This is a genomic window from Caenispirillum salinarum AK4, from assembly GCF_000315795.1.
In the GTDB taxonomy this organism is placed as follows: Bacteria; Pseudomonadota; Alphaproteobacteria; order Rhodospirillales; family Rhodospirillaceae; genus Caenispirillum; species Caenispirillum salinarum.
The window spans coordinates 71,413-84,898 of sequence record NZ_ANHY01000022.1 but is presented as its reverse complement, the minus strand read 5'-3'; the positions used below and the strand labels follow the sequence as shown (position 1 = coordinate 84,898).

Genomic DNA, 13,486 nt, shown 5'->3' with positions numbered 1-13,486 from the left:
CGCGAACATCGCATCCGGCCTCCACACTGGGAAGCGGCACAATGAACCTGCTGTTCGTCCATCAGAACTGTCCCGGCCAGTTCAGGCACCTGGTGCGCGACCTGCTGGACCAGGGCGGCCACCGGGTCGTCTTCATCGGGCAGCCCAACACGGCGCGGCTTCCGGGGCTGGAGCGGCTGGACTACCGCCCGGCGCCAGGGCCGGGTGACGGGCTTCATCCCTGGCTTCGCGACACCGACGCGGCGGTGCGCAACGGCCAGGCGGTGGCGCGGCTGGCGCTCGACCTCAAGCGCCGGGGCTTCGTGCCCGACGTCATGGTCGGCCACAACGGCTGGGGAGAGACGCTCTACCTCAAGGACGTCTGGCCGGACCGGCCGCTCTTGTCCTACTTCGAGTTTTTCTATTCCGCCACCGGATCGGACCTGGATTTCGACCCCGAATTCCCGCCCAGCCTGGACGACCAGTGCCGCGCGCGCACGCGCAACGCCGTCAACCTGCTGGGCCTTGCGGCCGCCGACCGGGGCCTGTCGCCGACGGAATGGCAGCGGCGCCAGTACCCCGCGCCGTTCCGGGACCGGATCAAGGTCGTCCACGAAGGCGTCGACACCCGCACGGTGGCGCCCGACCCCGCGGCGGCGCTGACCTTCGGGCGCGACGGCCTGACCCTGACGCGCGCGGACGAGGTGATCACCTTTTCGGTGCGCAACCTGGAGCCTTACCGGGGCTTCCACGTGTTCATGCGCGCCCTGCCGGACATCCTGCGCCGACGGCCCAGGGCGCACGTCATTTTCGTGGGCGGCGACGATGTGTCCTACGGCCGTCGCCCGCCGGGCGGGCGGACCTGGCGCCAGGTGATGCTGGCGGAACTGGCGGGCCGGCTGGACATGACGCGGCTTCACTTCCTGGGCCGTATTCCCTATGCCAGCTATCTGCGGGTCCTTCAGGTCAGCCAGGCGCATGTCTACCTGACGTACCCCTTCGTGCTCAGCTGGTCCATGCTGGAGGCCATGAGCGCGGGGTGCGCCGTCATCGGTTCGCGCACCGCCCCGGTGGAGGAAGTGCTTGAAGACGGCCGCAACGGCCTGCTGGTGGACTTCCATGACACGGCGGCGATCGCCGACCGGATCGATGCGATTCTCGACCACTCCGACCGGATGGCGGAGTTGCGTCGTGCCGCGCGGGCAACCATCGTATCGCGGTACGACCTCGAGACCGTGACATTGCCCGCCCAGCGGCGTCTGCTGGCCCGGCTGGCGGCCGGAGAAGAATAAAACAGATGTGAGATGTAGTTCGTAGGTAAATCACACCAATTTTGTGTTGCGTCGTGCGGCCCCATGGCCGACACTGCGCCCACGTCGCATTCCAAGCCCTGAGGAAGATGCCTTGTCCGCGCACGCCCGCCTGACCCATCTGCAACGCCTGGAAGCCGAGAGCATCCATATCATCCGCGAGGTGGCGGCCCAGTTCCGCAACCCGGTGATGCTGTATTCCATCGGCAAGGACTCCGGCGTCATGCTGCACCTTGCCATGAAGGCGTTCTACCCCTCCAAGCCGCCGTTTCCGCTCTTGCACGTGGACACGACGTGGAAGTTCCGCGAGATGACGCAGTTCCGCGACCAGATCGCCAAGGACCTGGGGCTGGACCTGATCGTCCACATCAACCAGGAAGGCGTGGAGCAGGGCATCGGCCCCTTCACCCACGGGTCGGCGGTGCACACGGATGTGATGAAGACCCAGAGCCTCAAGCAGGCGCTGGACAAATACCAGTTCGACGCGGCCTTCGGCGGCGCCCGGCGCGACGAGGAAAAGTCCCGCGCCAAGGAACGCATCTTTTCCTTCCGCACCTCCACCCACCGCTGGGACCCGAAGAACCAGCGGCCGGAGCTGTGGAACCTCTATAACGGGCGCATCAACAAGGGCGAGAGCATCCGCGTCTTCCCCCTGTCCAACTGGACCGAACTGGACATCTGGCAGTACATCTACCAGGAGAACATCCCGGTGGTGCCGCTGTACTTCGCCAAGCCGCGCCCGGTGGTCCAGCGCGACGGCACCTGGATCATGGTCGACGACGACCGCATGCCGCTGGAGCCCGGCGAGACGCCGGAACAACGCTGGGTGCGCTTCCGCACGCTGGGCTGCTACCCGCTGACCGGCGCGGTGGAAAGCCAGGCCGCCACCCTGCCCGAGATCATCCGCGAGATGCTGCTGGCGACCACCAGCGAACGCCAGGGCCGCGTCATCGACAAGGACGCCGGCGCCTCCATGGAAGCCAAGAAGCAGGAAGGCTACTTCTGATGCCCGACGCCCGCGACATCACCGCCGACCTCACCCCCGAAGAGGCCGAGGCCGCCCACCGCGAGGCCGTCGCCGAGGTGGAAGAGTACCTGCGCGGCCAGGAAAGCAAGGACCTGCTGCGCTTCATCACCTGCGGCTCGGTGGACGACGGCAAGTCGACCCTGATCGGCCGGCTTCTGTATGACTGCAAGCTGCTGTTCGAGGACCAACTGGCCTCGCTGACCGCCGAGAGTGCCCGCTTCGGCACCACCGGCGAGGGCGAGCTGGACATGGCCCTGCTGGTCGACGGCCTGGCCGCCGAGCGCGAGCAGGGCATCACCATCGACGTGGCCTACCGCTTCTTCACCACCGACAAGCGCAAGTTCATCGTCGCCGACACGCCGGGGCACGAGCAGTACACCCGCAACATGGCGACCGGCGCCTCCACCGCCGAGGCCGCCGTGCTGCTGGTGGATGCCCGCAACGGCGTGGTGACCCAGACGCGCCGCCACAGCTTCATCGTCAGCCTGCTGGGGCTCAAGCACGTGGTGGTCGCCGTCAACAAGATGGACCTGGTGGACTGGAGCCAGGCCACCTTCGAGAAGATCGCCGCCGACTACCGGACCTTCGCCGGGCAGCTGGGCATCGAGCATGTGACGTGCGTGCCCGTGTCCGCGCTGACCGGCGACAACGTCAGCCAGCCCTCGGCGAAAATGCCCTGGTACGACGGTCCGACGCTGCTGGGCCAGCTCGAGTCGCTGGAAGTTCTGTCGGATGCGGTCGCCAAGCCCTTCCGCATGGCGGTGCAGTGGGTCAACCGCCCGCACCTGGACTTCCGCGGTTACTCCGGCACCATCGCCGGCGGCACCGTCAAGCCCGGCGACACGGTGGCGATCCTGCCCGGCGGCAAGACCACGACGGTGACGCGCATCGTCACCCACGACGGCGACCTGGATGAGGCCATCGCCGGCCAGGCGGTGACGCTGACGCTGGCCGAGGAAATCGACATCAGCCGCGGCGACGTCATCGCGGCGGCGGAGGCCCGGCCCGAGGTCGCCGACCAGTTCGCCGCCCACGTGGTGTGGATGAGCGAGACGCCGTTGCTGCCGGGGCGCCCCTACATCCTGCGCACCGGCACCACCAGCGTCGGCGCCCAGGTGACGGAGCTGAAATACGCCGTCAACGTCAACACGCTGGAGCACACGGCGGCCAAGCACCTGGACCTGAACACGGTGGCGGTGTGCAACCTGGCGCTGGATCACGCCGTCCCCTTCGATCCCTACAAGGAGAACCGCGAGACCGGCGGCTTCATCCTGGTGGACCGGCTGACCAACGCCACCGTCGCCTGCGGCATGATCGACTTCGCCCTGCGCCGGGCATCGAACATCCACTGGCAGCAGATGAAGGTGGACAAGACCGCCCGTGCCGCCGCCAAGGGGCAGAAGCCGTGCGTCCTGTGGTTCACCGGCCTGTCGGGCGCCGGCAAGTCGGCGGTGGCCGACCTGGTGGAGCAGGAACTGGCCAAGCGCAACCGCCACACCATGACGCTCGACGGCGACAACGTTCGCCACGGCCTGAACCGCGACCTCGGCTTCACCGACGAGGACCGGGTGGAAAACATCCGCCGCGTCGGCGAGGTGTCCAGGCTCATGGTCGAGGCCGGTCTGATCGTGCTGGTCAGCTTCATCTCGCCGTTCCGCAGCGAGCGCCGCTTGGCGCGCGATCTGATGGAGGACGACGAGTTCCTGGAGGTCTTCGTGGACACGCCGCTTGAGATCTGCGAGAGCCGCGACCCCAAAGGCCTCTACAAGAAGGCCCGCGCCGGGCAGTTGCCCAACTTCACCGGTATCGGCAGCCCGTACGAGCCGCCGGAGAACCCGGAACTGCGCCTGCCCGCCGGCGAGGAGACGCCCGAGAAACTGGCGGCCCGTGTCATCGCGCTGCTGGAGGAAAAGGGCTTCATCTGATCGCCCTTGCCAGCCCGTCACCCGTCCCTGTTTAATGCCGCCCGCTAACGGTCGCGAAAAACGGGGATGGTGATGGGGCTTGCAAGGCATTGGCGCAAGGTCGCGTGCGCGCTGGCGGGCGGCGAACTGATCCGGCGCGTGCCGCTGGGAGAGGCCAGCGCGCGCGTGCCGGTGCACCGGGACGGCTCCGTCCTTCATGCCTTCCGCGAACCCTGGATGAACACCCTGCTGCCGCGCCTTCTGGACGGTGCCGAACGGCCGGGCGTGATCGATGTCGGCGCCAACATCGGCCAGTTCCTGGTGGCCCTGCGCGCCTGCCGCCCCGATGCCCGCTACGTCGGATTCGAGCCCAACGCCCGCAACTACGGCTACCTGCAGCGCCTGATCGCCCTGAACGGCTGGCCGGGCGTCGACGCCTTTCCCATCGCATTGTCGGACACGTTCGGCGTCGCCAATTTGGGCGTGCGGAAGGACAGCTTCGACGTCTTCGCCTCGCTGGCCCATGACGTCCACGATGCCGGCTTCTTCCGGCGCACCCAGTCGGTGCTGATGACCACCGGCGACTCCATGGTCGACGCCCTGGGGATGGAGCGCGTGCGGCTTTTGAAGGTGGACGTGGAGGGCGCGGAGCTGGAAGTGCTGCGCGGCTTCGGGAAGACGCTCGCCGATCACGCGCCCTACGTGGTGTTCGAGATGCTGCCGGCCGCCCCGGACGCCGGAGAGGACGATCGCCGCGTCGCGCGGGCGCGCGACCTGATGGCCCTGCTGGGCGGCATGGGCTATCGGTTCCGGCCGATCACGGATGCGGGGCTGGCCGATCCGTGCCAGACGGTCGACCCTCGCACCATCGCGCGGCCCGAGGACGCCAACCTCCTCGCCATCCCCGCCGGCCGGGACCTTCCCTGACCGGCGGCTGACGGCGGCGTCTCAGCCTTCGTAGTGCTTGGGCTCGACGATGGTGAAGCTGGAGGTGTCGCTTTTCGGGCGTTCGCCCTCCAGCTGCTTGCCGGTGACCATGTAGTAGGTCATTTCCGCCAGGTTGGTGGCCTGGTCGCCGATGCGCTCCAGGTTCTTGGCGACGAACAGCAGATGGGTGCACGGCGTGATGTTGCGCGTGTCCTCCATCATGTAGGTCAGCAGTTCGCGGAACAGGCTGGAGTAGAAGTCGTCCACCTCGCTGTCGCGGTTCCACACCTCGACCGCGCGCTCGATGTCGCGGCGCAGCAGGGCATCGACGGCCTGCTTGAGCATGTCGAGCACCAGCCAGCCCATGCGCACGGCCGACTTGACCGGCGGCACGGCCGGCCCTTCGTGCAGCACGTGGACGCGCTTGGCGGTGGATGCCGCGTGGTCTGCGATGCGCTCCAGCGTCGAGGCGGCCTTCAAGGACTGGATGATGGTGCGCAGGTCGTCGGCCACCGGCTGGCGCAGGGCCAGCATGCGGATGGCCTCTTCCTCCACCTGCATGTGGACGTCGTCCACCTGCGTGTCGTCCTCGATCACCCGCTTGGCCTTCTCCTCGTCGCCGTCGAGGATGGACTGCAGGGCGTCGGCCAATTGCGTCTCGGCCAAGCCGCCCATGCGGGCGATGTGTTCGTTCAGGCGCGCGAGTTCCTCGTCGAAGGCGCGGACGGTATGCGGGTCACCAACGGGCATTCCGGGACATCTCCCCTGGAGAACAGGACCTGGGCCGCTCTAGGGGCGGCCTGTTTCATCTGGTTTTACATTTACCGTAAATCCACGGTCACGAAAGTTAAACTTTATCGCCACGGCTTGGGATTTCCGGCACCGGCACCGGCGGCGGCGACAGGGGCAGATAGACGGTGAACGTCGACCCTTCGCCGACGGTGCTTTCGATGGTCAGGGCGCCCCTGTGGCGCGCGACGATGTGCTTGACGATGGCAAGGCCCAGCCCCGTGCCGCCCAATTGCCGCGAGCGCGCGGTGTCGACGCGGTAGAAACGTTCCGTCAGGCGGGGAAGATGCTCTTTCGGGATGCCGTCGCCCCGGTCGCGCACCGACACCCGCAGGCACGGCCCCCGGCTTGCGGCGGGCATGGATGCGGGGCCGCGCGGCACGGGAACGGCGGTGACGTCCACCGCCGTTTCGCCGTGCCCGTATTTCAGGGCGTTGGCGAGCAGGTTCTGGAAGACCTGGCTCAGCTCGTTGGGCTCGCCGGGAACGCTGGGCAGGTCGTCGGCCATGCGGATGTCGATGCGCATGGACCGCTTGGCCGCCTGCGGCTCCAGCCCCTCGGCCACGCGCTCGACGATGTCTCGGACGTCGGCGGTGCCGGTGGGCGGCGTGTGCTCGTGCAGCTCGATGCGCGAAAGGCTGAGCAGGTCCTCGATCAGCCGCGACATGCGCTCGGCCTGGGCCTGCATGATGGCCAGGAACCGCTCATGCGCCTCCGCGTCGTCCTTGGCCGGGCCGCGCAGGGTCTCGATGAAGCCCACGAGGCTGGCGAGCGGCGTGCGCAGTTCGTGGCTGGCGTTGGCGACGAAGTCGGCGCGCATTTCCTCCATGCGCACCAGGGCCGTGATGTCGTGCAGGATCATCAGAACCCGCGCGCCGTTCATCGCCGGGCCGGCCAGCGGCTCGACCACCAGGGTGAAGGTGCGCGCCGTCGGGCCCGAGGTGGTGTGCTGAAGCTGGCGCCCCACCCCGCCGGTCAGCACCGCGGCCACGGCTTCCAGCACGTCCGGGGCGCGGATGACCGTCGCCAGGTTGGCCTCGCGCGGCTCGCGGCCGGTGAAGCGGCGCGCCGCCAGGTTGGCCCAGGTCACCCGGCGTTCCTCGTCGATCATGAACAGCGGTTGCGGCAGGCTGTCGAGCACGCTTTCCGTCGCCCGCGCCGAGGCTTCCGCCCGGTCCCAGCGCCCGCCCCAGTGCCGCGCGAGCTGGGCCGCGGCGGCCGTGGTTTCGCGGGCGGCGTCCGACCAGTGCATGGGCGGCGCGGGCGGCGGCGCGGCGGTGCCCTCGGCCACCAGGCGGCGGATGTAGTTGACGGCGGAATAGATGTCGCCGGCGAACAGCCGCACCAGCAGCATCGAGCCGGCGAACACCATCAGCCCGTAGCCCACGGCCGGCACGACCGTCAGCTGCCCCGAAACGACCATCAGGATGAACGCCAGCGCCGACGGCGTGCACAGCAGTACCGACAGCTTCACGACCCGGCCGAAGGGGGCGGGCGCGCGGCGGGCTGGCGGCTGGTCGGGCATCTGCATGACGGTCGGTTCGCCGCTGGCGTCCTCTTCCTCTTGCGGGGGCGCGGCCTTTCCCTCGTGCGGGAGCGCGGCCTTTCCCTCGTGCGGGAGCGCGGCCGTCGGCCCGGACGCCGGAGCCCGGTCGCCGCCGCCGCCCGCGTCCGGCACCCGCGCGGGCGCCGGAGGATGGTCCGGCCTCACCGTTTCAGCGCGTCATGGGCGGCCAGCACCGCCATGTGCACCATGTCGGAAACGGTGGCGTCCATGTTGACGATCTGCGCGGGCTTGGACAGGCCCATGAGCACCGGCCCGATGACCGTCCCGCCGCCCAGCTTCTGCAACAGCTTGTAGGAGATGTTGGCCGAATGCAGCCCCGGCATCAGCAGCACGTTGGCCGGACCCGACAGGCGGCAGAACGGATACTTCTCCTGAAGCTCGGCATCCATGGCCGTGTCGGCGCCCATCTCGCCGTCGTACTCGAAGTCCACGCCGCGGCGGTCCAGTTCGGCGACGGCCAGCCGGACATGGCCCGGAACCTCGCCCTCGGGGTTGCCGAAGTTGGAGTACGACAGCAGCGCCACGCGCGGCTCGTGCCCCATCTGGCGCGCCTTTTCCGAGGTCTGCACGGCAATGTCGGCCAGTTGGGTCGGCGTCGGCGTCTCGTGCACGGTGGTGTCGGCGATGAACACCGTGCGCCCGCGCGCCACCACGACGGTCAGGCCGAACACCAGGCTCTGCTCATCGGGGTCGATGACGCGCTGAATCTCGGTGAAGGCCTGGTAGTAGCTGCGCGTCAGGCCGGTGACCATGGCATCGGCATCGCCCAGCGCCACCATCAGCGCGGCGAAGATGTTGCGGTCCTGGTTCACCATGCGCTGGGCGTCGCGGTACAGCGCGCCCTTCCGCTGCAGGCGCTTGTAGAGGTACTCCGTGTAGAGCGTGTTGCGGTCCGACAGCCGGGCGTTGACGATCTCCAGCCCCTGCGCCGCGCCCGACAGGCCCAGCTGCTTGAGGGTGTCGTGAATGATCTCCTCGCGGCCCACCAGGATGGCCTGGCCGTAGCCGGCGTTGCGGTAGGCGAGCGCGGCACGGATGGACTTTTCCTCCTCGCCCTCGGCGAACACCACCCGCTGCGGGTTGGCCGAAACCTCTTCCGCGATGGCCTGCAGGCTGGCGGCGGTGGGATCGAGGCGGGCGGACAGTTCGTGCTTGTAGCCGTCGATGTCGATGATGGGGCGCTGCGCCACGCCCGTGTCCATGGCCGCCTGCGCCACATAGGGCGGAATGGTGTAGATCAGGCGCGGGTCGAAGGGCACGGGGATGATGTATTCCGGCCCGAACCGCAGCTTGCGGCCCGAATAGGCGGCGGCCACCTCGTCGGGCACGTCCTCGCGCGCCAGGCTGGCGATGGCCTTGGCGGCGGCGATCTTCATGGCCTCGTTGATGGTCGTCGCCCGCACGTCCAGGGCGCCCCGGAAGATGTAGGGGAAGCCCAGCACGTTGTTGATCTGGTTGGGATAGTCCGACCGGCCCGTCGCCATGATGGCGTCGGAACGCACCGTCGCGACCTCTTCCGGGGTGATCTCGGGGTCGGGGTTGGCCATGGCGAAGATGATAGGGTTCTTCGCCATGCCGGCGACCATCTCCGGCGTCACCGCGCCCTTGACCGACAGGCCGAAGAAGACGTCGGCGCCTTCCATGGCCTCTTCCAGCGTGCGCTTGTCGGTCTCGATGGCGTGGGCGCTCTTCCACTGGTTCAGGTTGTCGCGGTCCTTGTGGATGACGCCCTTGGTGTCGCACAGGATGACGTTGTCGTGCGGCACGCCCATGGCCTTGACCAGCTCCACGCAGGCGATCGCCGCCGCGCCGGCGCCGTTGACGACAAGGCGGGTCTCGGCGATGTCGCGGCCGGTCATTTCCAGCGCGTTGATCAGGCCGGCGGCGGCGATGATGGCCGTGCCGTGCTGGTCGTCGTGGAAGACGGGAATGTCCATCATCTCGCGCAGTTGCTGCTCGATGATGAAGCATTCGGGCGCCTTGATGTCCTCAAGATTGATGCCGCCGAACGAGGGGCCCAGGAAGCGCACGCAGTTGATGAACTCGTCCACGTCGCGGGTGTCGACCTCCAGGTCGATGCCGTCGACGTCGGCGAACTTCTTGAACAGGACGGCCTTGCCCTCCATCACTGGCTTGCTGGCAAGGGCGCCCAGGTCGCCCAGGCCCAGGACGGCGGTGCCGTTGGAGATGACGGCCACGAGGTTCCCCTTGGCCGTGTAGTCGTAGGCCAGCGTGGCGTCGCGGGCGATTTCCTTGCAGGGAGCGGCGACGCCCGGGGAATAGGCGAGCGACAGGTCGCGCTGGGTGGTCAGCGGCTTGGTCGGCGTGATCTCGATCTTGCCCGGCCGCCCGGAGGCGTGCATCAGCAGGCTTTCGTGTTCGATGTTCTTGCGGCTTTGCTTGCTGGTTGAGTCGTCGGACATGATACGGACCGTTTCCCCGATAAGGCGCGGCTCCGGGGATCGTCCCGGATGCCGCGCCGCGTGTTCAAACCGATGGTGCTGAAGGTGAGGAGGGCGCGGCGGACGTCAGTCCGTCTTTGCCTCGCCCTCGTGCAAGTGGATGTTGCTGGCGTTGTGCTGGCGCAGGACCTCGCGCGCCTTGGACTCGAAGGCGGGGTTGTCGCCCACGTAGACCCACAGCGCCACCGCGCCGGCCTCCAGTTCGCGGGCGAACTCCTCGGTGTCGGGCAGGCTGGTGACCTCGTTCACCAGGTCGCGCACGGCGGCGACGCCCACGCCGGCGCCCACCAGCGCGGCGATGGCGGCCCCCGTCGGGCCCGAGGCGACGGCGATGAGGCCCGCCCCCACCAGCGGCACCTCGTAGCGCCATTCGGTCAGCAGCGGCAGCAGGCGCTCGCGCAAGCTCAGGTCGGACTTCGCGTCGCCCACGTCGATGGACTCGTGGCTGGTCAGCAGCGACAGGTCGGTGCGGTCGAACCCGGCGGCCTGCAGGTCCTTGATGGCGCCTTCCAGGTCGGCGCGGTCGGCGAACAGGCCGACGACCTCGCGTTTGATCGTCGGCGCGGGATTTGTGTCGGACAAAGGACTTGTTCCCGTGTGGCAGTGGTTTGCGCAAGAAAAGTGCGTCCTCGCATTGTGCCGCAGAGGGCCCTTCATGCATAGCCCCGCGTGAGGGTATAAGGGCTGCTTTCCACGCTGATCGCCCACAGGATTCCCGGAGTCGACAAGCCCGTGACGCCGAACCTTGCCACCGCCGTCGAAACCGAAGCCCCTGCCGGCCCCGATGCCACGTCCGCATCCGTCCCGGATGACTCCGGCGCCACGCCCATGATGGCGCAGTACCTGTCCATCAAGCGCGAGCATGCGGACTGCATACTTTTCTACCGCATGGGCGACTTCTACGAGCTGTTCTTCGACGATGCCGTCAAGGCCGCCGAGGCGCTGGACATCGCGCTGACCAAGCGCGGCAAGCACGCCGGCGAGGATATTCCCATGTGCGGCGTGCCGGTGCATTCCCACGAGGCCTACCTGGCGAAGCTGATCCGCAAGGGCTTCAAGGTTGCCGTCTGCGAGCAGATGGAGGACCCGGCGGAAGCGAAAAAGCGCGGCGGCAAGGCCCTGGTCCGGCGCGAGGCGGTGCGCATCGTCACGCCGGGCACCATCACCGAAGACAGCCTGCTGGACAGCCGCCGCCACAACTACCTGGCCGCCGTGGCCGATGCCGGCGGCGGGCTGGGGCTGGCGTGGCTGGATGTGTCGACCGGCGCGTTCACCTGCCAGCCGGTGGAGGAGCGCAACCTGACTCATGCGCTCGCCCGCCTGGCACCCGGCGAGCTTCTGGCGCCCGACCGGCTGCTCCAGAAGGAAAGCCTGTTCGAGGTCTTCACCGAATACCGCGACCGCCTGTCGCCCCTGCCGTCCGCGCGGTTCGACAGCACCAACGCCGGCAAGCGTCTCCAGGCGCTCTACGGCGTGCAGGCGCTGGACGCCTTCGGCGGCTTCTCGCGGGCGGAAGTGGCGGCGGCCGGCACGCTGGTCGATTACGTGGAACTGACCCAGAAGGGCAAGCTGCCCCGCATCGGCGCGCTCAGGCGCATGGGCGAGGGCGCGGCCATGGAGATCGACGCCGCCACCCGCCGGAACCTAGAGTTGGCCGAGACACTGACCGGCGAGCGCAAGGGATCGCTGCTCCAGGTCATCGACCGCACGGTCACCGGCGCCGGCGCGCGCCTGTTGGCCGCGCATCTGTCGGCACCGCTGACCGAGCCCGCCGAGATCGACGCCCGCCTGGACGCCGTGCAGTTCTTCGTCGAGGCCCCGACCGTGCGCGAGGACGTGCGCGAGCGCCTGAAGCGGTGCCCCGACGTGGAGCGCGCCCTGTCGCGCCTGTCGCTCGGCCGCGGCGGCCCGCGCGACCTGGCGAACGTGCGCGATGCGCTGGATCAGGTGCCGGGCCTGCGCGTCGCCATCACGGAAAGCGGGCTCGCCGCCGTGCCCAAGGCGCTGTCGGCGGTGTGCGAGCGGCTGGGCCGGCATGACGTGCTGGTGGAGCGGCTGGCCCGCGCGCTGGACACCGACCTGCCCATGCTCGCCCGCGACGGCGGGTTCATCGCGCCCGGCTATCATCCGCAGCTGGACGAGTTGCGCACGCTGCGCGACGAGAGCAAGCGCCTGATCGCAGGGCTTCAGGCGACCTATATCGAGCAGACGGGTATTGCCTCCCTCAAGGTCAAGCACAACAACGTGCTCGGCTACTTCCTGGAGGTCCCGGCCAAGCAGGGCGACAAGCTGCTGGCCGACAAGGAAGGCCCCTTCCTCCACCGCCAGACCATGGCGAACGCCGTGCGCTTCTCCACGGTCGAGCTGTCGGAACTGGAAGACAAGATCCGGGGCGCGGCCGACAAGGCGCTGGCCCTGGAACTGGAACTCTTCGCCGATTTGGTGAAGGAGGTTCTGGCGCGCGGGCAGGAGATCGCCGACGCCGCCGCCGCCCTGGCGGAACTGGACGTGACGGCGGGGCTGGCGGAACTGGCCGTCGACCGCCGCTACGTCCGCCCCGTGGTGGAGCAGGGGACGGCGTTTGACATCCGCGGCGGCCGGCATCCGGTGGTGGAGGCGGCGCTGGAGCGGGCCGGCGACGGCCCCTTCGTCGCCAACGATTGCGACCTGTCGCCCGAGCAGCGCCTGTGGCTTATCACCGGCCCCAACATGGCGGGCAAGTCCACCTTCCTGCGCCAGAATGCGCTGATCGCCATCCTGGCGCAGATGGGCGCCTTCGTCCCGGCGGAAAGCGCGCGCATCGGCGTGGTCGACCGCCTGTTCTCCCGCGTCGGTGCAGCGGATGATCTCGCGCGCGGGCGGTCGACCTTCATGGTGGAGATGGTGGAAACCGCCGCCATCCTGAACCAGGCGACGGAACGCTCGCTGGTGATCCTGGACGAGATCGGGCGCGGCACGGCCACCTTCGACGGCCTGTCCATCGCCTGGGCGACCGTGGAGAACCTGCACGAGGCCAACCGCTGCCGCGCCCTGTTCGCCACCCATTACCACGAGCTGACGGCGCTGACGGCGCGGCTCAAGCGGCTGTCCTGCCACTCCATGCGGGTGAAGGAATGGCAGGGGGAGGTGGTGTTTCTGCACGAGGTCGCCGCCGGGGCCGCCGACCGTTCCTACGGCATCCACGTCGCCCGGCTCGCGGGCCTGCCGCCGGCAGTGATCGCGCGCGCCGAAGAGGTGCTGGAGACGCTTGAGTCGGGCGAGCAGTCCTCGGCCATCACCAGGCTGGCCGACGACCTGCCCCTGTTCGCCGCCATGGCCGCCCGGCCGGAGCCGAAGAAGCAGGCCGCCGCCGAGCCGCCGCCGCCCTCGCCGGTGGAGGAGGCGCTAAAGGACATGGACCCCGACAGCCTGACCCCGCGCGAGGCGCTGGAGCAGCTCTATCGCCTGAAAGGGATGCTGTAGCGCGCAAGGCATCTTGCCGGCCGGTGCGGTTCGGGCATACTCGGCGCTTTCTTCGGCCG

At 68.7% G+C, this 13,486-nt stretch carries 9 protein-coding genes; 5 read left to right on the top strand and 4 right to left on the bottom strand.

The features are described from left to right. Positions 1–41 precede the first annotated feature (41 nt). The 4 genes from C882_RS20165 to C882_RS23595 all read left to right on the top strand — a co-directional run bounded on the left by C882_RS20165 (position 42) and on the right by C882_RS23595 (position 5,147). Positions 42–1,271 (top strand): glycosyltransferase family 4 protein, encoded by a 1,230-nt coding sequence (locus C882_RS20165; protein WP_009542537.1) that lies wholly within the window; start codon positions 42–44, stop codon positions 1,269–1,271. 88 nt (positions 1,272–1,359) lie between these two features. Further along, positions 1,360–2,295, top strand: a complete 936-nt coding sequence (gene cysD, locus C882_RS20160; protein WP_268870321.1) for a sulfate adenylyltransferase subunit CysD — start codon at positions 1,360–1,362, stop codon at positions 2,293–2,295. Next, a complete protein-coding gene (gene cysN, locus C882_RS20155) occupies positions 2,295–4,241 on the top strand; it encodes a sulfate adenylyltransferase subunit CysN (RefSeq protein ID WP_009542535.1) in 1,947 nt (648 codons plus the stop codon). The genes cysD and cysN overlap by 1 nt, the downstream gene beginning before the upstream one ends. 66 nt (positions 4,242–4,307) lie before the next feature. Further along, the gene (locus tag C882_RS23595; RefSeq protein ID WP_009542534.1) at positions 4,308–5,147 is read left to right on the top strand and encodes an FkbM family methyltransferase; all 840 of its coding nucleotides are present in this window, start codon (positions 4,308–4,310) and stop codon (positions 5,145–5,147) included. Between the two features lie 21 nt (positions 5,148–5,168). On the opposite strand, the gene phoU is transcribed toward C882_RS23595, so the two are convergent. The 4 genes from phoU to C882_RS20130 form a co-directional block, all read right to left on the bottom strand. Next, the gene (phoU, locus tag C882_RS20145) at positions 5,169–5,897 is read right to left on the bottom strand and encodes a phosphate signaling complex protein PhoU (protein ID WP_009542533.1); all 729 of its coding nucleotides are present in this window, start codon (positions 5,895–5,897) and stop codon (positions 5,169–5,171) included. 97 nt (positions 5,898–5,994) lie between these two features. After that, on the bottom strand, positions 5,995–7,467 hold the full coding sequence (locus C882_RS20140) for an ATP-binding protein (protein ID WP_236262720.1): 1,473 nt from the start codon (positions 7,465–7,467) through the stop codon (positions 5,995–5,997). Positions 7,468–7,643: 176 nt separating this feature from the next. Continuing rightward, positions 7,644–9,926, bottom strand: a complete 2,283-nt coding sequence (locus tag C882_RS20135) for an NADP-dependent malic enzyme (RefSeq protein WP_009542531.1) — start codon at positions 9,924–9,926, stop codon at positions 7,644–7,646. Positions 9,927–10,031: 105 nt separating this feature from the next. Beyond that, the gene (locus tag C882_RS20130) at positions 10,032–10,547 is read right to left on the bottom strand and encodes a hypothetical protein (RefSeq protein ID WP_009542530.1); all 516 of its coding nucleotides are present in this window, start codon (positions 10,545–10,547) and stop codon (positions 10,032–10,034) included. 246 nt (positions 10,548–10,793) lie between these two features. Between C882_RS20130 and mutS the strand changes: the two genes are divergently transcribed. Further along, the gene (mutS, locus tag C882_RS20125) at positions 10,794–13,427 is read left to right on the top strand and encodes a DNA mismatch repair protein MutS (protein WP_152415438.1); all 2,634 of its coding nucleotides are present in this window, start codon (positions 10,794–10,796) and stop codon (positions 13,425–13,427) included. Positions 13,428–13,486: the final 59 nt, after the last annotated feature.

What these genes read in the sequence shown, in the direction of transcription:
- C882_RS20165 (WP_009542537.1), top strand. Translation starts at nt 42, where the DNA reads ATGAACCTGCTGTTCGTCCATCAGAACTGTCCCGGCCAGTTCAGGCAC.
- C882_RS20140 (WP_236262720.1), bottom strand. Translation starts at nt 7,467, where the DNA reads ATGCAGATGCCCGACCAGCCGCCAGCCCGCCGCGCGCCCGCCCCCTTC.
- C882_RS20135 (WP_009542531.1), bottom strand. Translation starts at nt 9,926, where the DNA reads ATGTCCGACGACTCAACCAGCAAGCAAAGCCGCAAGAACATCGAACAC.
- cysN (WP_009542535.1), top strand. Translation starts at nt 2,295, where the DNA reads ATGCCCGACGCCCGCGACATCACCGCCGACCTCACCCCCGAAGAGGCC.
- mutS (WP_152415438.1), top strand. Translation starts at nt 10,794, where the DNA reads ATGATGGCGCAGTACCTGTCCATCAAGCGCGAGCATGCGGACTGCATA.
- C882_RS23595 (WP_009542534.1), top strand. Translation starts at nt 4,308, where the DNA reads ATGGTGATGGGGCTTGCAAGGCATTGGCGCAAGGTCGCGTGCGCGCTG.
- phoU (WP_009542533.1), bottom strand. Translation starts at nt 5,897, where the DNA reads ATGCCCGTTGGTGACCCGCATACCGTCCGCGCCTTCGACGAGGAACTC.